The sequence below is a fragment of the Nocardioides immobilis genome, assembly GCF_003515065.1.
Taxonomy (GTDB): domain Bacteria; phylum Actinomycetota; class Actinomycetes; order Propionibacteriales; family Nocardioidaceae; genus Nocardioides; species Nocardioides immobilis.
The window spans coordinates 81,675-100,869 of sequence record NZ_QXGH01000028.1 but is presented as its reverse complement, the minus strand read 5'-3'; the positions used below and the strand labels follow the sequence as shown (position 1 = coordinate 100,869).

Genomic DNA, 19,195 nt, shown 5'->3' with positions numbered 1-19,195 from the left:
TTCCCGTTCATCCGTCGATGTTCAGGGGTGCGAATGCCGTAGATCATCGTCATCAGGGATGCGGCGCCATCGCCGCACCGATGATTCGGCCCGTGCCGCCGCTCGAGCGCTCCCCGACGCGGCAAGGGACGCCGGGAACTATGAATCTTGAGGACACGCGCAGCGCGGGCGCTCGACGCAACAGTGATGCCGGTGTGCGTGTGAGGGCATCTTGAAGCGAGGAATTCTCGGGGGTGTGCACTGAGGGGACCGCCGGCATGTCACTGAGCCTGGGAGCGCGTCCTCACGGAGTGCGATGGTCAGTCGCCGTAATCGGCCTCTACCGCCACCTCGTAGCCGCCGGCGGCTGGCCGCAGCCTGCCAGTCATTCCGTTGATGGGGTCGTACTGCAGTCCACCGTCGCGGATCAGCCGATCGCGGGAACGCTCGACCTCAACGAGAGTGCCGGCCTGGTCCCAGCCGACGACAGAGCCTGCCCATTTCCTGGCCCGTCCGTCGACAAAGACGGCCAGCACGTTCCGGGCGTCCGCGCCCAACACAGCGGTGCCGACGGCGTTGTTTCGCGGCATTGTGTTGGGGGCGGTGGCGTCGATCACGATCAGGTCCGCCCGCTTGCCTGGACGGAGGCTGCCGACCTGGTCGCCGACACCGTTTGCGTGCGCGCCGTCGATTGTCGCGTATCCAAGGACGTCTCGAACTGAGATCGCCCGTTCGGGGGCCGGACGCCCGTAGTAGAGCTCGCGTGAGCGGAGCATGCGCTGCGTGTTCAGCACGAGACGCATCTGGGTGTGCATGTCGCCGGAAAGGGCGACCTCGACGTCGACGCTTAGGCCGGTCTTCAGACCGGCGTCCAGGACGTCCTGGATCGGGGGAACAGCGGCGGTGATGCCGATCTGGGCGTCTGATGTCGGCGCGAGGACTACGTGGCAATCCGAGTCGGCGATGTGTCGCCAGGCTTCGGGGGAGAGGGCGTTGCAGTGAATGAGAGTCACGTCGTCGCCAAGGAGGCCGCGCTCGCCGAGATCCACGAGATTCGCGGACCCGGCGTCACCGAGTACTGCGTCCACGGTCATGGCGAGTCCGTGTTCGCGGGCGAATCTGAGGTTCCGTTCGCTGAGTGCGGCGTGTTCGGGTCCGAAGGCGGTTGATCCGACGACTCCCATTCTGACCGTCGCGGGGCCGTAGACCCCGTCGGCGACGGTGTCCCGAAGCCGAGGCAGGTCGGCCGGCCATTTGCCGTCCCACGATCCAGAGAGAGGGGCGCAGCTGGCGTGCACCACTCGGATGCCCGCGTCGGTTATGCCGGCGATCGCTGCCTCAGCATGCTCTGCGGAGCGCCGGTTGTGGAAGAAGTCGAGGACGGTGGTGATTCCGGCGTCGAGACACCCCCATGCTGTGAGGTTGTTGGCGATGTAGACGTCTTCGGGTGTGTAGAGGGGCGCGACCGTGCGGTGTGTTAGGTCTACGTAGTCCTCGAGGTCATCGACGTCGGAAATCAACTGTCGGAGTTGGTTCTGCCAACAGTGCCGGTGTCCGTCCTGGAATCCGGGCAGGACGATGGTTCCTTCGGCGTCAACGACGATTGCGCCGTCGGCGGCGAGGGCGGCGACGTCGAGGTTGGAGGAGACAGCCTGAATCGAATGTCCCTTGATGACGATGTCGCCGCGTTCGACGTCTTCCTGTTCGCTGTCCATGGAGAGCACGGAGCAGCCGGTCAGGACTACTTGGCGGTCGTCGTCGGGTGTGGAGAGTGCTTGAACTCCGTCGGCCGTACGAACCGAGTATCGGGCTGGGGTCCCTTCGGGCCGGGCTTCCATCAACAGACTTCTTCCTCGGGTGCGCTTCGTGTGAGCGTCTTGGGATAGTCTCATGGTGACTTGGTGTATGTGCGCGCCGTCACGCTAGTTGGCAGCGCCGCGCGCGTCAAGAAGTCTGGACGGGGCCCAACCGCTTGGAGAGACACTTGGTGAGCAGAAAGACTCGAAGGCCCGCCGCAGCGCGCCTGGTCCGCTCTCCTGCTCGACCGAGCCGCGAGGGACGCGTCCCGCAGCGCGACCCGGGCACATTCTGCGGTTTCGAACCGGTCAATCCGGGCTTGCTGGTCCGCTCGACGGGCTCGGCCTCGACGAGACAGAAGACGGTCGCCCAGTGATGCCGCTGACCCATGCGGGAGAAACGTGGTCGTGGCCCGTCCGCGACCTGCCTCCGACGGGTAGACATGCGATCGTGGTGGGCGGCTCGATCGCAGGTCTGGCCACCGCGGCCATGTTGAGGCGCATCGGCTGGCAGGTGACGGTTTGCGAACGCTCGAACGCCGAGCTGACGGGACGCGGTGCCGGGATCTTTGCAACCCACCCCGAACTGTTGGAAGCGCTGAGCCGCTGTGGAGCAGACACGGGGGGTCTGGGGGTTCTCTCGCACGGCCGCGTGGTCCTCGACCGGGCGGGTGGAGTTGTGGCTCGCCGAGGCATGGTTCAACTGGTCACATCTTGGGACAGGTTGCAAGGGGTCCTGGCGGATGCTGCCGGTCGTGAGGTTGTGCAATACGGACACGAACTCACTGGGCTCGACTCCGATGGGAACGGCGTAGCCGCAGAGTTCTCCAACGGGAGGCGCCTACGAGCCGATGTGCTCGTCGGGTGCGACGGTTGGTTGTCGAGCGTCCGGACCCTGACGGGGTTCGAGGCGGTACCGGAGTACTCCGGGTACTTTCTCTGGCGCGGTGCGCCGGACGAGCTGCGACTGTCCGATCACACCCGATCGAGCATATTCGACACCTACAGCTTCTATGTCGGGACGCACCTTCAGGCGCTCGGGTATCCGATCCCCGGCGGCCGCCATGGTCTCGACCCGGGCTCACGTCGATACAACTTCGCTTGGTTCCGGCTCGCCGACGCCGACCAGCTCGGCGAGATGCTTGTCGATAAGGCCGGTGTGCATCATGAATTTTCTGTGCCGCCCCCACATGTCCGTCGGGATCTGATCGACGGGATGCGCGCCGACGCCGGTGAGTTGCTGCCACCTCACGTGGATTGTGTCGATCAGATCGACCAGCCGTTCTTCACGCCCATCTATGACGTCATGCCTGACCGGATGTCATCGGGGCGGGTCGCCTTTGTCGGTGACGCAGCCGCGACGGTGCGTCCTCATGCCGGATTCGGGGCGTCGAAGGCTGCGTCGGAGGCGCTGGCGCTCGCCGAGTGTCTCGGCGAGGTTGACGAGGTGGGCGAGGCGTTGGCCCTGTACGAGCGCCGCCGGCTGCCAGTGGCGCGCAAGGCGGTGGCTCACGGGCGGCTCTTGGGTGCGCAGCTGGGAAGCCGACTAGAGACCGCCGAGGAAGTCGCCATGCACAGGACGTTGCAGGACCCGCAGGAATTGATGGGGCGGATCGCTGTACCGAACTTCCTCGCGAGGGTCTGAGCAGTGCCGGTCATACACCCGCGACGACGACGCACTCGTTCTGGCCGGCTCCAGATCGTCTGAAGGCCGCTGCTTCCGCGTACTCCGCGGAGGCATGGCACGCCCGTGCGGCCTCCATACTCGGAAAGGCGACGACGACGAACCTCTCGAACAGGTTGTCGCCTTCCAGCACTTCGAAGGCACCGCCGCGCGCCAAGATGGCGCCGCCGTATCTGCTGATGATGCCGGATACCCGGCTGGCGTATTGCCCGTACCGGTCTGCGTCGACGACATTCGCCGGGCGAGCCAATAGGCAGTCACGCGGCTAGTCTGGCCCAGAGTGCTGGAGACATAAAGTGACTAGCACCAGCGCCGGTGCGCGGCACGATCGGGGCTTCGAGTCGTGTCCAGTTACGCTCCACATTGAGCCCGTCCTGTTCGGTACCAAGCGGGTAGTTCATGACATGGAAGAGAGGGCCAATCCCTCACCACGCCGAGCGGGACCAAAGCGAGGTGGACCCATGAGCACTTCTCCACCCGAGAACCCGGTCCCCGGAGTCGTCACTTTCACCGCCCGCGGCAACGACTCCCTCTGGAACGTTGGCGGGGGCAAAGAAGGGGATGGGTCAGCGGAGTACTGGCCGCCTTACCCTCGCCTTGCCGAGAGCGTTCGCCTCGATGCAACCGTCGACTACGTCCGGGCGCTCATCACCGGGGCCTTGGAGCTGGCGACGTGAGACGCTGGCGGTGGCACGCGGTGGCCAACCGACTATGGACTCCTTCGTTGGGGGTTCGTCGCGTTCCCCGGAGGGCGCAGAGATTTGAGCGTCGCAAGAGGTTGGCGCCCACCTGTCGGAGCCTGCCGGTGCACGGCAGGAGACTTGAGGGGGCGGAAAGTGGGCGGATTTGGCCGCGAACCGAGTCGACCGTTGTCAAACGGTGAAGGCGCGCGTTTGACGTTTGCGCAGGTCATCCCTGAAGCGTCGAACAGTGTCAAACAACGGCAGAACGCTCAGTGCACTACGGGTGTATCCAAGAGGTCGCAGGTTCAAAATCCTGCCTCCGCTACAGATGGCGGCGACTTCGAGTCTGTTGCACTTCGCCGCGACGCGGAGGGTCAATCGCGGGCTGCCCTGCGGCGCTCGACGCTCCGGTCCTTTCCGCCCGCAAGAGGACCCGATCGGCCCCAGCGACCACGGCGTGGTCCGCGGACGCCTCGACAACGGTCGGAGAAGCGGGGTGCACACTCCCAATGCTCGGCGGCGGCCTCCACAGGGGCGCTTTGAGCGGGGGAATGCCTCTCCCGATGTTGGCGTGGCGGGCGAGTCAGTAGACGGCCGCCACCCAGGCGCCTTAGTCGAACTGTCACCAGTTCGCGCAGCGGACCCCCGGGCTCAGCCGCTGCGTACGGCGCGCTCGGCCAGGGCCGCGAAACGGCGGACGTTCTGGTCGTTGCCGGAGCGGAACTTTCGCGACAGGACACTGGCCAGGGGCCGGGTGAGAGGGCCCGCGGTGGCGCAGCAGCCGATGGCGAGGTCGAAACGGGTCCGCGAGCCGTCCGCGACGACCTGCATCTCCAGCCACATTTCCTTGACCGGACCAGGCTCGTCGCGGCACTCGTGCCGCTGGAACAGCGCTGCGTCGTCGCACCGGACGACGGTCCAGTGGCCGACCGTCGTGATCGGCCCGAGCACGCGGGTCCGCTCGGCGTACGTGGCACCGGTCGCCGCCCGGTCGACGGACTCGAGCATCGCTAGGGTGACGCCGACCCACTCCGGGTAGCGCGGGACCGCGCAGGCCAACGCCCAGACGGTCTCTGCGTCGGCGTCCACGACGATGCTGTGTTGATGACGGATGAGCCTCTTCGACATGGTTCTTCTCCTTGGAGGTCAGGGCGTCGTCAGGGCGTTGAGGTGCCGTGGACGGACAGGGCGTGCTTGCGGAAGGCGCGGCGCGCCAGGAGCGGCACGATGAAACGGATCAGGGGCGGTGCTTCGCGGGCGATCTGGGCGACGACGACCGGGTCGCCTTCGTACTGGAACATTCCGAGCACCAGCGGCATCTCCGACCGGGGCAGCACCGCGACACCGGCCTTGCCGAGCTCGTGCCACTCCTTGAGGGAGACGCTGCGCGCGGCGAGGGGCAGCAGCCGTTGCTCCTCGGCGTCGAGGTGCTCCGCGAGCCCGGGGTACAGCGCGTCGAACAGGGCGGCGAGCCGGTCGCGGTCCTTGGTGGCCGCCGATTCGCGCCATCCGGGTAGCAGGTCGTTGATCTGCTGGAGCAGTGAGTCGACGGCCTCGTGCTGGGTCTCCATCAGGTGCACGATCGGGGCGATCTCGTCCGGAACCCGTTCGCGCAGTCGGGGCCAGAGCAGCTCGTCCTCGGCGGTGTGGTGGTTGTGCAGGAACCTCGTGATGAACTCCAGGTGGTCGGCGACGACGCGGCTACGGTGCCGGTCGCCGGCGGAGACCTCGCGGACGACGCTCGCGGCGAGCCGGAACTCGCGCCGCAGGAAGACGTGCACGCACACCATGTCGCGGGTGTCGATCGGGTCGGTGGCGGCTGGGGCGGTGGTCATGGTCGGTCTCTTTCCTGTGCTGGGTAGCTGACCCGCTCACGGTGCATCGCCCGACTTGGAAACGGCTTGGAACGTCCTTGGGCGGTGCGCGGCTGCGCGCGTCTACGCTGCGTGCATGCTGGTCCGCGTCCTCGGCAACGTCGAGGTGATCGTCGATGGCAGCGTCGTCGACCTGGGCGGACTCAAGCAGCGGGCACTGTTCGCGGCCCTGGTGGCGGCCGACGGGCGTGCAGTCTCGGTCGAGCGGCTGATCGACTTGCTGTGGGGCGACGAACCGCCGGCCAAGGTGATGACCTCGCTCCAGGCGTACGTCGCCAACTTGCGCAGGCTCCTCGAGTCGGGACGACCGCCCCATCAGCCCCCGCGGATCCTAGTGACTCGGCCCTCCGGCTACGCGCTGCTGCTCGCCGACCAGGATCTTGATGCGCGGCGCTTCATGGAGCTGTTGGCCGAGGCCGGCGACACCAAGGACCACCCGGTCCGGGCGGAGGCCAAGCTGGAGGAGGGGCTGGGGCTTTGGCGCGGCGATGCCTACGGCGGGGTGTCCACGACCTCGACAGCGCTGGGAGCCGAAGCGGCGCGGCTGGAGGAGATGCGACTGGATGCCCTGGAAAGGCTGTGGGCCTCCCGCCTCGGCCGGGGCGAGTCCGCAGGTGCGGTCGGTGAGCTCGAGCGGCTCGTCGCGCTGCACCCTTTTCGTGAGCGGTGCTGGCGCCTGCTCGCCCTGGCGCTGTACCGCTCTGGCAGGCAGGGCGAGGCTCTCGCCGCCCTGCGCCGCGCCAGGTCTCACCTCGCGGAGGAGCTCGGTATCGATCCCGGGACGGAGCTTCGCGAGCTCGAGGTCGCGGTGCTCCGCCAGGACCCAGCGCTGGAGGACCCTGGCCCGGCCCGGTCAGCGGCTTACGTCCTGACCCCGACGAGCGAGATCGTCGGGCGCCAGCGCGAGATCGGGCTGGCCCGCAGCGCGCTGGAAGCCGCGCAAGGGGGAGCGGGTCGGCTGGTCCTGGTGACCGGTGGCCCCGGGATCGGCAAGACAAGCCTGGCGCGCAGCATCGCGGCTGAGGCGGCCGCCCGCGGGTTCCGGGTGGGGCGCGGAGCCTGGGATGCGGACGAGGCGCCACCGCTGTCAGGCTGGCATCTGTCCCTCGGCGAGGCCCTGGGCAACCCCGAGGTCCTGCACCTGCCCACCCCGGACCAGACCGACGTGGCGTCCACGACATACCGGCTCGGCGGTGCCGTCGTCGGCGCATTGCGCTCGGCCGGGCCCACGCTGCTCGTCCTTGACGACGTGCATTGGGCCGACTCCGACAGCCTGCGGCTACTCCGCCGATGTACGTCCGCAATCGCGACGCTCCCGCTCGTGCTGGTGGTCACGGCGCGGGACTCGGCCGCGGACATCGGCCCCACGCTGAGCGACACCCTGGCCTGGCTGGCGCGCTCGGATCCGGTGCGGCTACCGCTAACCGGACTGGACCTTCGCGGCGTCGCCGACCAGGTGCGCCAGCAGACCGGTGTCGCCGTCGGCGGGGACGTGGCCGCGGCGATCCGCGACCGGACCGAGGGCAACCCGTTCTTCGTCGCCGAGGTCGTTCGGCTCCTCGTGGAGGACGGCACGCTCACCGATCCCTCCGCGGACTCCTGGGGAACCGTTCCCGAGGGCGTACTGGACGTTGTCCGGGAACGGCTCGCGCGGCTGTCCTCGGGGCAGCGGGACGTACTCGTGACGGCCGCCGTCCTCGGCCGGTCCTTCGACCTCGACGTCCTCGAGGGGGCCACGGCGCGGTCCGGCGACGAGGTGGACGGGGCCATCGAAACCGGGCTCGTAGCCGGGCTGCTCGACGACGACGGGCCCGGCCGGTTCCGATTTACCCACGCCATCGTCCGAGACGCGGTGTACGACCTGCTGCCGGCAACGGGTCGCCGGCGCGCGCATGCGGCGGCGGGGCAGGCGCTGGAGCGCCGACGCTTCGGGCGGACCGCGGACCACGCGGCCGAGCTGGCGGAGCACTACCGGCTCGCCGGGCCTGCCCATGCCCGGGAAGCCTGGTCGTTCGCGCGCCGCGCGGCCGAGCTGGCCATCGAACGCTCGGCACCCGTCGAAGCCGCACGTCTGTACGCCGTGGCCGTCGAGGCGGTACAGGCCGACGACTCCGCATCAGCTGAGGAGCGCGAGTCGGTCCGGTCGGGGCTGGGCCGCGCACTGTGCCGAGCGGCGCGACCGATGGACGCCTGGGCGCATCTGGCAGCAGCGGGTGAGTCGGCACTCGGCAGGGGCGACCCGGTCTCTGCCGCCCGGATCCTGCTCGCCATCACCGAGCAGGCGGTGTGGACCTGGCGCACCCACCCCCTGGTCGATGATCGGGCCATCGAGTCGTGGCAGGCGGTCCTCGGCTCGCTCCCCGAGGATGAGCCGCTCCTGCGGGCGCGGGTGAAGGTGGCACTCGCCGTGGAGCTGCTCTACCGACCGGGCGCCGCGGACCCCGCCAGCCGCCTCGTCGATGAGGCCGTGCTTGCGGCTCGTCGTGGCGACGCCCCGCAGGAGCTGCTGAGGGTCCTGCAACTGGCGCACCTTGCCCTCCAACGCCCCGACCTGCTGGATCGACGGATCGCGATCGGCGACGAGATGGTCGCCCTGGCCGCCAGGATGGACGCCGGGGTCGAGCTGGCCGCTGCACTCTGCATGCGGGCGACCGACCATGCCGAGTCGACTCGGTGGGCCGAGGCCCACGCCGACATGACGAGGGCCCAGCAGCTCGCGGTCCGCCATCAGGCGGCACCGATGCTGGTCATAACCGGATGGGCGCTGTCACTCGGCCGCCAGGCCGTCGGTGACTTCGAGGGCTCGGAGAGCGCGATCGCCGAGATCGAGGACCTCCAGGCGACGATCTCGATGGCCGGTGTCGGCATCGGACTGTGTCAGCTGGCGACCATGCGCCTGCTGCAGGGCCGCCTCTCGGAGCTGGAGCCCGTCCTGGCGGAAGCGGCCGGGCAGCACCCCAACTTCCGCGACCTCCACGCCTTGGCCCTGGTCCAGTCAGGGCGCGCGGACGACGCGCGGGTGGCCGTGGGTGCGTGGGCTGAGCAGCCGCCGTTGCTCTGGGACTACCTGTGGACAGGACTGACCGTCGTCCGGGCCCGGCTCTGGATGGCATTCGGGGACGAAGAAGCCATCGCCGACCTCCGCACCCAGCTCGAGCCCTATGCCGATCGCCTGGTGGTCGGCGGGATGTCCGCGATGTTCCTCGGTAGCGTCCACCACACGGTCGGTGAGCTGGCGCTCGCGACCGGCGACCGGGACGCTGCGGTCCGGCACCTCGAGGCCGCGGTCGCGACCCACCGTCGCCTCGGGTTCACCCCCCTCGTGACCGCCGGCGAAACCGCTTTGGCCGGTGCCGGTCGGCTGGGGCAAATCACCCGGTAGGCAGCGAGCGCTTCGCCGCGGACATGTTCATGCTCGGTAGTGCCAGGGAAGGGCGACCATTCCCGGCCCTCAGCGGGGGAGTCAGACCCATGCAAGCTCGTATCGCGCTGTATGCGGCGCAATGGACTAGACGGTATGACGTGACCGGCTCGTCCTGAGTTGGTTGCGGGCCAGGGCCTCACTCACGAGATTCGTCGGGCTGTACCGGCACCTGACCGCGGCCCGTATCCGGTGCGAGGTCGTCGCACCGTCGAAGCTGCAGAAGCCGGCCGGTGACCGGGTCAAGACCGACATGAAGGACCATCCAACTGGCGAGGTTGCTGCGTTTGGAAGAGATCACCTCGGTGGCCATTCCGACCGTCGACCAGGAGGCTGCCCGTGACCTGGTGCGCGCCCGGGAGGACTGTCGCGCGGACCTGATGCGGGCGCGGCATCGGTTGTCGACGCTGCTGCTGCGGCACGGGATCGTCTACTACGGCGGGGATGCGTGGACCGGCAAGCACGGCATCTGGTTGCGTCACGAGGCCCTGCCGCAGCTGCAAGATTGATCGGGACAAATGTCGCAGATCTATGTGGGAGATTTCTGAAGGTCAGGTTAGCCTTGACAGCGGGGGTGGCGTCAGACCTGCCTTGGGGGACTACCGCGTCACCATGGGCGCATCGCAGGGACAACTGCCGGCTGGTCGGTCACACAATGTCAATACGATGAGGACGGTGACGCCCGGGGCCCGGGTTGTCGGGGAGGTTCGGATGGGTGAGCGCTATGAAGGACATATCGGCAGCGTGCGAGGCACTGCGTCGCGCGACTTGGCCGAGTCCAATGACGTAATCGATCGGGAAGCTGCCGATTCGCTGCTGGGGGTCGAGACCGCCTTCGACATCCCCGACCTGCTTGCGCTGCTCCCCGCGTTCGAGGACGAGATCGAGGCTGGTGAGCGGCGGCTCCGGGAGTGTGTGCGGTTGTTGCGGGCACATCGGGCAACCTGGCGTGAGATCGGGGATGCGTTGCAGGTGTCGCGTCAGGCCGCGTGGGAGCGATTTCGAACATCGTGAGGACGACTGGTCGGGCCCGCCGGGCACGCCGGTCACGGCGCGCCCGGCGAGGGCCTGTGATTGAGGAGGTTGGTGGTGGATTCCAAGCTTGAGAACAAGATCTGTTCGTTCTGTGGGCGGCCGGGCAGTCGGAGGAACCGGCTTGCCGGCGGATTGGGAGCGATGATCTGTTTTGAGTGTCTGGAGTGGTACTACGAGGACTCCAGGTCGTCCGCCCGTGTCGCGAAGCGGACGCGGCCGGTATGGGATGAAATGACAGACACCGAGCTGCTGGCCAAGCTGCCGCTGATCGTGAAGTCTGCCGAGCAGAACCAGGCGTTCGTGATCGACTGGATCGGGCTGATCCGAGCGCGGAAGATCTCGTGGGCCCAGATCGGGAGCGTCCTCGGTGTGTCGCGTCAGGCTGCGTGGGAGAGGTTCGCCGCCCATCACCGCGGTGACGACACGCCGGCCAAGGCTGGCAGCTGATCGGACCGGTCGCCTGCCGGTCGGAGGGCGGTTCGCAGACCGTCAGGAAGCAGGGTGGTCCGCGGGTTCGGGATGACCTGCGCCGGTGTCCGGATGATCCGATACCGGGTGGTGAGTCCCTGTGCGATTGCGATGAGGATGCCGGTGGCCAGATGTCGCCCTGGGCACACGTGCACTCCGCCGCCGAACGGCAGGTACTGCCCGGGACCATGCGGAGGCTGGATCCAGCGTTCAGGCCGGAACATCGCCGGGTCGACGAACACGTCCGCGTCGCGGTGCTGGACGTAAGGGCTGATCATGAAGTGGTGGCCGGCCGCGAACGAGTATCCGGCGACCTCGACTGGGCGGGAAGCGGTGCGCACCAACAGCCAGGTCGGCGGGTAGAGCCGCAGGACCTCCAATACCGCTCGCCGGGCCACCACGGGATCAGTTCGCGATGCTGGGCACTGAACGGACTGCAGGGACCACATCTCTGCTGCGATCTGATCCTGGACCCGTGGATGGTCGGCAAGGGTCATCAGCAGCCACGACGCAGCGGCCGCCGGTACTCGTTGGGACGCGAGGAGCGACCCGATAACCATGTCGGCCACCCGGGACAGCGAATGCCGACTTCCAGCGCGGGAGATCACCCCGGTGGCGACGTCATCGATCGCGCCGCGCGGCGCGTCGAGCCGCGCTGCGAGGAGGCGTTCCACCTCTGCGCGGAGCAGCTCGTGCCGAGCCTCGATCCGGCGCCGGAGAGGGGAGCTCCAGCGCTCGGGCAGCGCGAACGGGTTCCCGATCACCCGCGAAAGCTCGTCCAGAAGCTCCGCCAACATCGCGGGTAGCGACGCGCCGTCGGCTCCGAAGTAGAGTTCGGCCACTGCACCCGAGATGACCGACTCCATCACCGGCAGCGGGTCGAACCATGCGGGTCCGAGCCTGTCGACTGCCGGGACCAGGTGTCTGTCGACCACTGCGGGGACCTGGCCCAAGGCCGGTAGGCGCAGTCCCGGGCTCAACACCGCACGGAGACTGCGCCCCTCGGCCTGCTCGGCCACCGAGAGCCTGCGCTGAAGGAAATTCTCACTGATCACGAAGTCCTCGGTCGCGCGCAGCACCGATGCCACAGCTGCAGGGGCGAAAAGGATCGTGGTCCGCGGGCCGAACCGCACCGCTGGGCCGAACTGATCCTTGGCCTGGATCAGGAACTTGAGGCGATCGGCCTCGTAGGCCGCCAGGTTGCCGCTGCCCCACGACCCTCGAGGTCCGGGCGGCCGCAGCGGTCCGGGCAGCGCGAGCCGTTGGGCTCCCAGAGACCAAACCCCCCTCGTCGGCAGGCGGCCCACGGTGGCTACCGCGTCACTATGCCCAGTAGTAGCCGGCGGGAACGTCCCGGCCCTGCGCCCGCTGGATCAGTCGAGCGACCACAAAACGAATCTTCAACATCATCGTCTCCTTTTGTCAGGGCAACCTTGACGGTTGACAGGAACACCTTGACACATGCTGGAGTGCCACGACAAGAAGCCCAATCGTGCGCAATTGGATCGGCGGTCGTCTTGTGTCAAGAAAGTCTTGACTGAGGCGGTCTGGTAGGGGCAACAATGGCACTAGCCGGTCCTTGCTCCCCCCCGGGATCGGTTAGGCCTCGATCGGGCCATGGAGCAGTCCGATCGGGCCGTTGCGGCCCCCGACCTGTAGTCGCATGCGGGTCGGGGGTCGTGTCCGGTTCAGCACCGATAGCGCGCACGACATCACCTCGTCGAGCGTCAGGGAAGCCTTGTCTGTCAAGGCATCCTTGACTTAGGATGGAATCCCGCTGGCCCTACCTGGGAGGCGCGATGTCGAAGAAGAGTCGAAGCAGGCTCGACGAGTCAGTTGCCGCGCGCCGGGCGGTAGAAGGCTCAGCCGAGTGGTCTCGGTCAGCTCCTCGCGGGGGAGTTCCGGCGTCCGGCATCCTCCGTGCAGCGCTGGGGATTCTCGCAACAGCCACGCTTGCGGCTGTTGCCTTCGAGCCGGCGCCGGTCGCCGCGGGGGGCACCCCGCCGAACGGCCCCGGCACCGCTGGTCCGCCGTACAACTACACGACCGAGCTCATGGTCCCCGGGCCCGCCGAGCCGCTGGTCGACAAGGCCTCCCTGGATAGCACCAAGCACGGCTACCGGTTCCGGGCCGGCCAGCAGGACACGCACCTGACCATCACGGTCACGCCCCGCGGCCGACTCAAGCTCGTCGACACCGGCACCAAGTCGTTCAAGGACATCGCCCGCGTGTGTAAGCGTCGCCACCCGCCTACAGGGATCGCCGCGGTGTGCCCGATCCCAGCCGGGATCAGCGCGGACAAGCCACTACTGATCGAGGTGTGGCCGCGACTCGGGGACGACTACGTCGACACCTCCTCGCTGCCCGAGACCTATGCCGTGACGGTGCTCGGCGACGCCGGCAAGGAGGTCGTCAAGTTCGGAGCCGGATGGGACTTCTTCAACGGCCACACCGGTCGAGACGTCATCGAGGGTGGCGACGGCAATGACTGGATCCGTAGCGGTGGCGACAACGACCTCGTGCACGGCGACGGCGGCGATGATCAGATCATCGACCAGGACGCCGGAGGCAACGACGTCTTCTTCGGCGGTTCCGGTGACGACCGTCTTGGCGGAAACTCCGGCATCGACCGGCTCGTGGGCGGCGACGGCAACGACTTCGTCCTGTGTGGCGACGGCATCGACGCAGTGATCTCCGACGGCAACGACCGGATCAACCGCGAATGCGAGGTCGTTGCATTCCTCTGACAGGGCTGTCCCAGGGACTCTGTGCGCGAGCGCCGTCTGCACCAATGCGATGCCCAGGGCGTCCAGCAGCTGGAACCGTTCGAAGCGGTCCACGGCATCCCACTCGGCGTCGGGGTCGACAGCGCCTGATGTGACCTCGACCAGTCCCGGAAACCGGGCCCATTCGGCCACGCTCAATGGTTAGGCTCATCGGGCTGGATGCCGGCTTGTCGGTGGTGGAGGACGAGGATCGCGATGTCGCTGCACAAGTCGTTGCGGGACATGGTCGTATCCCGCGGGCGGGGCGTCGTGGAGGACGGGTCGGAGTTCCGGGCGGCTCTGGACGACTACCTGACCGAGGACGAAGTCACCATCGGCGAGCTCAATCTCCTCTCCGACGCCGTCAGGCTGGGTGCGGTCGCTCGGCTCCTCGACCTGCTCGGTCACGGTGCGACACCTGCGGCCGCCGTGGAAACGGCGGGATCGTCGCTGGCCCGCGACAGGGGGAGCGACGACGTACGACGAGCGACCTGGGCGCTGGGCGTCATCGGCTACGCCCTCGGTCATGTACCCGAGAATCTCCTGTCGGGCGACCTCGACGAGGAGACACTGCTGCAACCAGACCGAGCCCCGCCGATGCAGGGCGCAGATACGCGCCCTCCGGTGCAGGCGCCGCCTCCGCCGCCCGATTTCGCAACCACCGGGTCCCCGCGATCCCCACTGACTGGGGCGACCATCCTTTCCGATGCCGATGCGGTCCTGCCCGCCGGCACGGTGACGATGCTGTTCTCCGACATCGAGGGTTCCACCGGGTTGGTGCGGCAGCTGGGTACGGCCTGGCCCGATGTGCTGTCTGAGCAGAGGCGCGTCTGCCGTGATGCCTGGGCGGCGCACGACGGGGTCGAGATGGGCACGGAGGACGACAGCTTCTTCGTGGTCTTCGCGCGGGCGGGCGATGCCCTCGCAGCGGCTGCGGACGCCCAGCGGGCCCTGGCCGCCCACTCGTGGCCGGACGGGGCGGGGGTGCGGGTCCGGATGGGCGTGCACACCGGCAGTCCCCGCAGAATCGAGGAGGGGTACGTCGGGTTCGACGTGCACAAGACGGCTCGGATCGGCTTGCTAGCGCACGGGGGACAGGTGTTGGTGTCCGACAGTACGGCGGTGCTGGTGAGTGAGCAGCTGGCTGGAGGATTGCGGTTGCGTGACCTGGGCGAGCACCGGGTCAAGGACGTGCCGGGTCCGGTGCGGGTGCACCAGCTGGTGGGACCGGATCTGGCCGACGATTTCTCGCCCTTGCGGTCGCTGGGACGGGCGATCAACCTGCCCGGCACGTTGACGCCGATTGTCGGGCGTGAGGCCGAGGTCGCCGAGGTCGCGGCGCTGTTCACGGGGGATGGCACTCGGTTGGTCACGGTGACTGGGCCTGGCGGCACGGGCAAGACGCGGTTGGCCATAGCGGTGGCCGAGGTGTTGGCCGCTGACCTCGCCGATGACGTGTGTTTCGTGGCGTTGGCCGGGGTGACGGAGGTCGCGACCGCGTGGACCACCATCGCGCGATCGCTGGACCTACCATCGGACAGCCATCTGCCGCCCAAGTTCTTCGACCACCTCGCGCAGCGGCGCGTGGTGTTGGTGCTGGACAACCTCGAGCAGATCGAGGAGGTCGACGGGCTCGTGCGCGAGCTGCTGGAGGGTGCGCCGCACCTGCGGATCGTGGCGACGTCGCGGCGGCCGTTGCACGTGGCAGGGGAGCATGAGTACGCCTTGGGCACGTTGTCGTTGCCGGCGACCGACGAGCTTCCTGCGGTGGCGGCATCCGAGGCCGGGCTTCTGTTTGCGCGATGCGCGGCGCGAGTCCGCCGAGGATTCGAGATCGACGCCGGCAATGCTGCCGACGTGGCTGCGTTGCTGCGCGCGCTCGACGGCCTGCCGTTGGCGATCGAGCTCGCCGCCACCCGCATCAGGCTCTTCAACCCGGCGGCGCTGCTGGCCCGCCTCGACACGGTGCTCGACGTCGACGCGGGTGGTTCGGGAGGTTCGGGCGTACCCGAGCGACAGCGCACCCTACGAGGGGCGATCGAGTGGAGCTTCCGACTGCTTCCGCCCGATCAGCAGCGGCTCTTGGCCTGGCTCTCGGTGTTTGCCGGCGGCGCTGACGTCGACGCCGTGACCGCGGTGGCACCTGCTGATCTCGGCGCCGACCCGATCGACGCGCTCCTGGCCCTGGTCGAGGCCAGCTTCGTCGTCCCGCGCTATGACGTCGACCCGCCGCGCTTCGAGCTGCTCGTGACCATGCGTCGCTTCGCCGGTGAGCACCTCGACCACCTCGGCGAGACCCGTGTCGCTCGGCAGGCACACGCCCAGCACTTCGGAGCATGGGTCACCGGCCTGCGGGACCGGGCCCGAGCCGGCGACGCGGTGGCCGCCGAGTTCGTCGCAGAGCTGTTCAACCTGCATGAGCTGCTCAGCCACAACCACGAACCGGTGATCCACCCCACCGAGGACGCGAGCCTGACGTCGCTCCAGCTGCGCTCGTTCGCGGCAGGGCTGGCGACCAACGCCCGACAGATCGCGACGGCTCTTGCATGGACCGAGAGCCCCCGGATCAAGGCCGGCCGCGCCGAGGACCCGATGGGCTACCTCGCGTGCTGTCTGGAGCGAGCCACCGCCCTGTCCTACGGCGACCCCGCAGCATGTCGTGCCGTGCTCCAAGCAGTGTTGGACGAGCTGCCCACGGCACGGACGACGACAGAGAACGGCGCCGGACTCGTCGAAGCGGTCTCGCCCGACTTCATCGAAGCAAAGACGACGGCCTACTTGTCGATGATCCTGGTGACGTTGGACCTGTTCGACGAGGCCGAGACCTACGGACGGCAGGCACTCGCGCTTCCGGGACTTGCTCGCACGGAGCGGAGCAAGCTTCTGACGGCTCTGTCTCAGGTCGCGATGGCACGAGACGACTTCGTGGAGGCGCGTCGCCTGATCCTCGGCCTGAGAGAGCTCGACCAAGCGGCGGGCGACGCGTGGCGACTGATCAGCGACGAGCTACTGCTGGCTGACGTCGAGGTGCGGATGAACACCCCCGATCGGGCCCACGCACGACTGGCGGCGGTCTGCCCGCGGGTCCGAGAACTAGGGGACATCGTCCTGACCATCGAGCTTGCGTCCATACTCGCCGCTGCACTCGGAGCCGACCTCCCGGCACCGGCTGCTCGGACATTCGGGGCGATAGAGACAGCGACCGCAGCGGCCGGCATGGTCGACCACGAGCCGGACTGGACCCAAGCCGAGCACGACCGCTTGCGCGAACGGCTCGGGGCGCAGCTCGACGAGGAGCTCGCGCGAGGGAAGGCCCTCAGCCTGGAGGAGACCATCGACGAGCTGATGTCTCACCCGGTGCCCCAGGTCGCCCTGGACTGACACCCCTTGCGGGGCATGAACGTGCGCGCGAGTACGACGACGCCGGGTCACGCGATCGACTCCTCGGGAATCGATCGCGGTCGCTCGGCGTGGATGGGGCTATGCAGCTCCCGGAGCGGGAGTCCCGTCGCGCCACCACGGCGGGCGAGGATCTCCGCCGCGATGCTGACGGCCGTCTCTTCGGGGGTCCGGGCGGCAAGGTCGAGTCCGATCGGGCTGGACATCCGGTCGAGCTCGGCCTGCGTGAGGCCGGCGGCGCGGAGCCGTTGGGTGCGGTCGGCGTGGGTCTTGCGGGAGCCCATGGCTCCGATGTAGCCCACCGACGGCAGCCGGAGGGCCAGCTCCAGGAGAGGGCCGTCGAACTTCGGGTCATGGGTGAGGACGCAGATCACGGTGCTCTCGTCGACGCGGCCCGCTTCGACCTCTTCGGCCAGGAACTTGTGCGGCCAGGAGACGACCACGCGGTCCGCTGCGGGGAAGCGGGATGCGGTCGCGAACACCGGGCGGGCGTCGCAGACGGTGACGTCGTACCCGAGGAACGATCCCATCTGGGCCACCGCGGACGCGTAGTCGATCGCCCCGAACACGAGCATCCGTGGGGGTGGCGCGGCCGCCCACACGAAGACCCGGGCGCCTTTGCCGAGCCGCTCGCCGTCGGCTCCGTAGGTGAGGGTCCCGCTCTGGCCCGTGGCGAGGAGACCCTGTGCGTCGGTGGCGATCGCCTCGGCGAGGCGCAGGGATCCGAGGGCGCCGACGACCCGTGCCGAGGTGTCTCGTGGCCGGACGACCAGGTGCCTTCCCAGGACTGCCGGGTCGGGGTGTTCGACGACGGTCGCCACCGCGACGGGTCTGCCGGCCGCCACGTCGGCCGCGACCTCCGCCAGCTCCGGGAACGACTCGCGGCTGATGCGTTGCACGTAGATGTCGAGGATCCCGCCGCAGGTCAGTCCGACAGCGAAGGCATCCTCGTCGCTGAACCCGTAGCGTTCCAGCGCCGGTGCTGCGCCGCGGAGGACCTCGTCGGCCCGCTCGTAGACCGCGCCCTCGACGCATCCGCCTGAGACGGATCCGGTGACCGCACCCGAACGGCGGACCAGCATGGACGCGCCGGGTTGGCGGGGCGCGGAGCCGAAGGTCGCGACGACGGTGCCGAGCGCCACCGGCTCACCGGCGGACCAGCATTCGACCAGCTCGGCCAGGATCTCGCGCATCACACGTGCTTTCGGAACAGCCGCCCCGGGTTCTCCATTGCTACCCGCCGTACGAACTCGTCGCCACGGTGCTGGACGAGCCCGCCCGGGTTGTCGGTCCCCATCGGGAACGGCCAGTCACTGCCGAGCAGGATGCGGTTCGCGCCGAAGGTGGAAACCGCGAGGTCCACCACTGCGGGGTCGTGGGCGAGACAGTCGACGTACAGCCGCCGTACGGCAGCGACGGGCGGTTCGATCAGGGGGTCGGTCCCGGGCCTGTCCGTGTCGACGCCGCGCTGCCACCGCCCGACGACGGCGGGAAGCGTTCCCCCGCAGTGAACGAGAACGACCTGCATCGCGGGGTAGCGCTGCAGTACGCCGCCGAGAACCAGGTGGGCGGCGGCCACGGCAGTCTCCGCGGGATTCCCGAGCAGGTTCGCGAGGTAGAAGTCGTCGAGCCGGCCGTCCGGGCTCGAGCCCGGGTGGAGCAACAGCACGGCACCGTCGAGGTCGAGTCCCTTCCACAGTGCCTCCAGCCGTGGGTCCGAGGCCAACACCGACGCTCCGCCAGCAGCAGCGGTCGCGCCGACGAACCGGTCGTCGGTACGGACTCGTTCGTACTCGGCCACCGCCACCTCCGGGTGCTCGAGGGGGAGGTAGGCAAGGGGACGGAGGCGAGGGCGGCCGGCCACCGCCTCTGCGAGGCCCTCATTGATGGCCGTTGCCCAGTCGGCGGCTGGGGTCGGTTCGAGGTCTTGGCGGTAGAAGGGGGGTGGGACGGAGACGATGGCCTCGTCCAGGCCGGCCCGGTCGAGGTAGGCCTCGAGGGCCGCCGGCTCGTAGAGCGCGGGAGGGCCCGCTCGGTGTCCCTCGAGCCGGGGCGCAAGGTGCGTGTGGACGTCGGTACCGGGCATGTGCG

Annotated in this window: 15 protein-coding genes and 1 pseudogene; 9 read left to right on the top strand and 7 right to left on the bottom strand. The window is 68.6% G+C overall.

What is annotated here, in order from left to right; genetic code table 11:
- Positions 1-299: 299 nt before the first annotated feature.
- The gene (locus D0Z08_RS22310; protein WP_182481435.1) at positions 300-1,694 is read right to left on the bottom strand and encodes an amidohydrolase family protein; all 1,395 of its coding nucleotides are present in this window, start codon (positions 1,692-1,694) and stop codon (positions 300-302) included.
- A gap of 457 nt (positions 1,695-2,151) precedes the next feature.
- On the opposite strand from D0Z08_RS22310, the gene D0Z08_RS22305 reads away from it, so the two are divergent.
- Entirely contained in the window at positions 2,152-3,420 is a 1,269-nt protein-coding gene (locus D0Z08_RS22305) for an FAD binding domain-containing protein (protein WP_245994309.1), read from the top strand.
- Positions 3,421-3,430: 10 nt separating this feature from the next.
- On the opposite strand, the gene D0Z08_RS33770 is transcribed toward D0Z08_RS22305, so the two are convergent.
- Entirely contained in the window at positions 3,431-3,709 is a 279-nt protein-coding gene (locus D0Z08_RS33770; protein ID WP_118927477.1) for a DUF1330 domain-containing protein, read from the bottom strand.
- A gap of 211 nt (positions 3,710-3,920) precedes the next feature.
- Between D0Z08_RS33770 and D0Z08_RS31735 the strand changes: the two genes are divergently transcribed.
- Positions 3,921-4,136 carry a hypothetical protein gene (locus D0Z08_RS31735; RefSeq protein ID WP_147381505.1) on the top strand — a complete coding sequence of 72 codons (216 nt, stop codon included), beginning with the start codon at positions 3,921-3,923 and terminating at the stop codon, positions 4,134-4,136.
- A 657-nt stretch (positions 4,137-4,793) separates the two neighbouring features.
- On the opposite strand, the gene D0Z08_RS22295 is transcribed toward D0Z08_RS31735, so the two are convergent.
- Positions 4,794-5,270: an SRPBCC family protein gene (locus D0Z08_RS22295; protein ID WP_118927476.1), complete on the bottom strand. Its 477-nt coding sequence runs from the start codon at positions 5,268-5,270 to the stop codon at positions 4,794-4,796.
- Positions 5,271-5,299: 29 nt separating this feature from the next.
- Positions 5,300-5,977: a hemerythrin domain-containing protein gene (locus tag D0Z08_RS22290; RefSeq protein WP_118927475.1), complete on the bottom strand. Its 678-nt coding sequence runs from the start codon at positions 5,975-5,977 to the stop codon at positions 5,300-5,302.
- Between the two features lie 115 nt (positions 5,978-6,092).
- On the opposite strand from D0Z08_RS22290, the gene D0Z08_RS22285 reads away from it, so the two are divergent.
- The 5 genes and pseudogenes from D0Z08_RS22285 to D0Z08_RS33130 all read left to right on the top strand — a co-directional run bounded on the left by D0Z08_RS22285 (position 6,093) and on the right by D0Z08_RS33130 (position 10,919).
- Positions 6,093-9,398: an ATP-binding protein gene (locus tag D0Z08_RS22285; RefSeq protein WP_118927474.1), complete on the top strand. Its 3,306-nt coding sequence runs from the start codon at positions 6,093-6,095 to the stop codon at positions 9,396-9,398.
- A gap of 326 nt (positions 9,399-9,724) precedes the next feature.
- Positions 9,725-9,946 carry a hypothetical protein gene (locus tag D0Z08_RS32710; protein ID WP_220454296.1) on the top strand — a complete coding sequence of 74 codons (222 nt, stop codon included), beginning with the start codon at positions 9,725-9,727 and terminating at the stop codon, positions 9,944-9,946.
- 202 nt (positions 9,947-10,148) lie between these two features.
- Entirely contained in the window at positions 10,149-10,451 is a 303-nt protein-coding gene (locus D0Z08_RS22275; RefSeq protein ID WP_147381504.1) for a hypothetical protein, read from the top strand.
- Between the two features lie 72 nt (positions 10,452-10,523).
- A pseudogene (locus D0Z08_RS33765) lies at positions 10,524-10,625 on the top strand (ClpX C4-type zinc finger protein); the annotation flags it as partial.
- 78 nt (positions 10,626-10,703) lie between these two features.
- Positions 10,704-10,919, top strand: a complete 216-nt coding sequence (locus tag D0Z08_RS33130; RefSeq protein ID WP_245994301.1) for a hypothetical protein — start codon at positions 10,704-10,706, stop codon at positions 10,917-10,919.
- Here the strand turns inward: D0Z08_RS33130 and D0Z08_RS22265 are convergent.
- On the bottom strand, positions 10,880-12,247 hold the full coding sequence (locus tag D0Z08_RS22265) for a cytochrome P450 (protein WP_118927471.1): 1,368 nt from the start codon (positions 12,245-12,247) through the stop codon (positions 10,880-10,882). The genes D0Z08_RS33130 and D0Z08_RS22265 overlap by 40 nt on opposite strands.
- A 492-nt stretch (positions 12,248-12,739) precedes the next feature.
- Here D0Z08_RS22265 and D0Z08_RS32290 point away from each other — a divergent pair, with 492 nt between their 5' ends.
- Together D0Z08_RS32290 and D0Z08_RS22255 are read left to right on the top strand one after the other, a co-directional pair.
- Entirely contained in the window at positions 12,740-13,687 is a 948-nt protein-coding gene (locus tag D0Z08_RS32290) for a calcium-binding protein (RefSeq protein ID WP_182481433.1), read from the top strand.
- A 234-nt stretch (positions 13,688-13,921) separates the two neighbouring features.
- Positions 13,922-17,086, top strand: coding sequence for an adenylate/guanylate cyclase domain-containing protein (locus D0Z08_RS22255; protein WP_182481432.1), 3,165 nt, complete (start codon positions 13,922-13,924; stop codon positions 17,084-17,086).
- A 47-nt stretch (positions 17,087-17,133) separates the two neighbouring features.
- Here D0Z08_RS22255 and D0Z08_RS22250 read toward each other — a convergent pair whose 3' ends face one another.
- Together D0Z08_RS22250 and D0Z08_RS22245 are read right to left on the bottom strand one after the other, a co-directional pair.
- Positions 17,134-18,297, bottom strand: coding sequence for an XdhC family protein (locus D0Z08_RS22250; RefSeq protein WP_118927468.1), 1,164 nt, complete (start codon positions 18,295-18,297; stop codon positions 17,134-17,136).
- Complete coding sequence (locus D0Z08_RS22245; RefSeq protein ID WP_118927467.1) at positions 18,297-19,190, bottom strand: amidohydrolase family protein; 894 nt, start codon at positions 19,188-19,190, stop codon at positions 18,297-18,299. Before D0Z08_RS22245 ends, D0Z08_RS22250 begins: the two co-directional genes overlap by 1 nt.
- Positions 19,191-19,195: the final 5 nt, after the last annotated feature.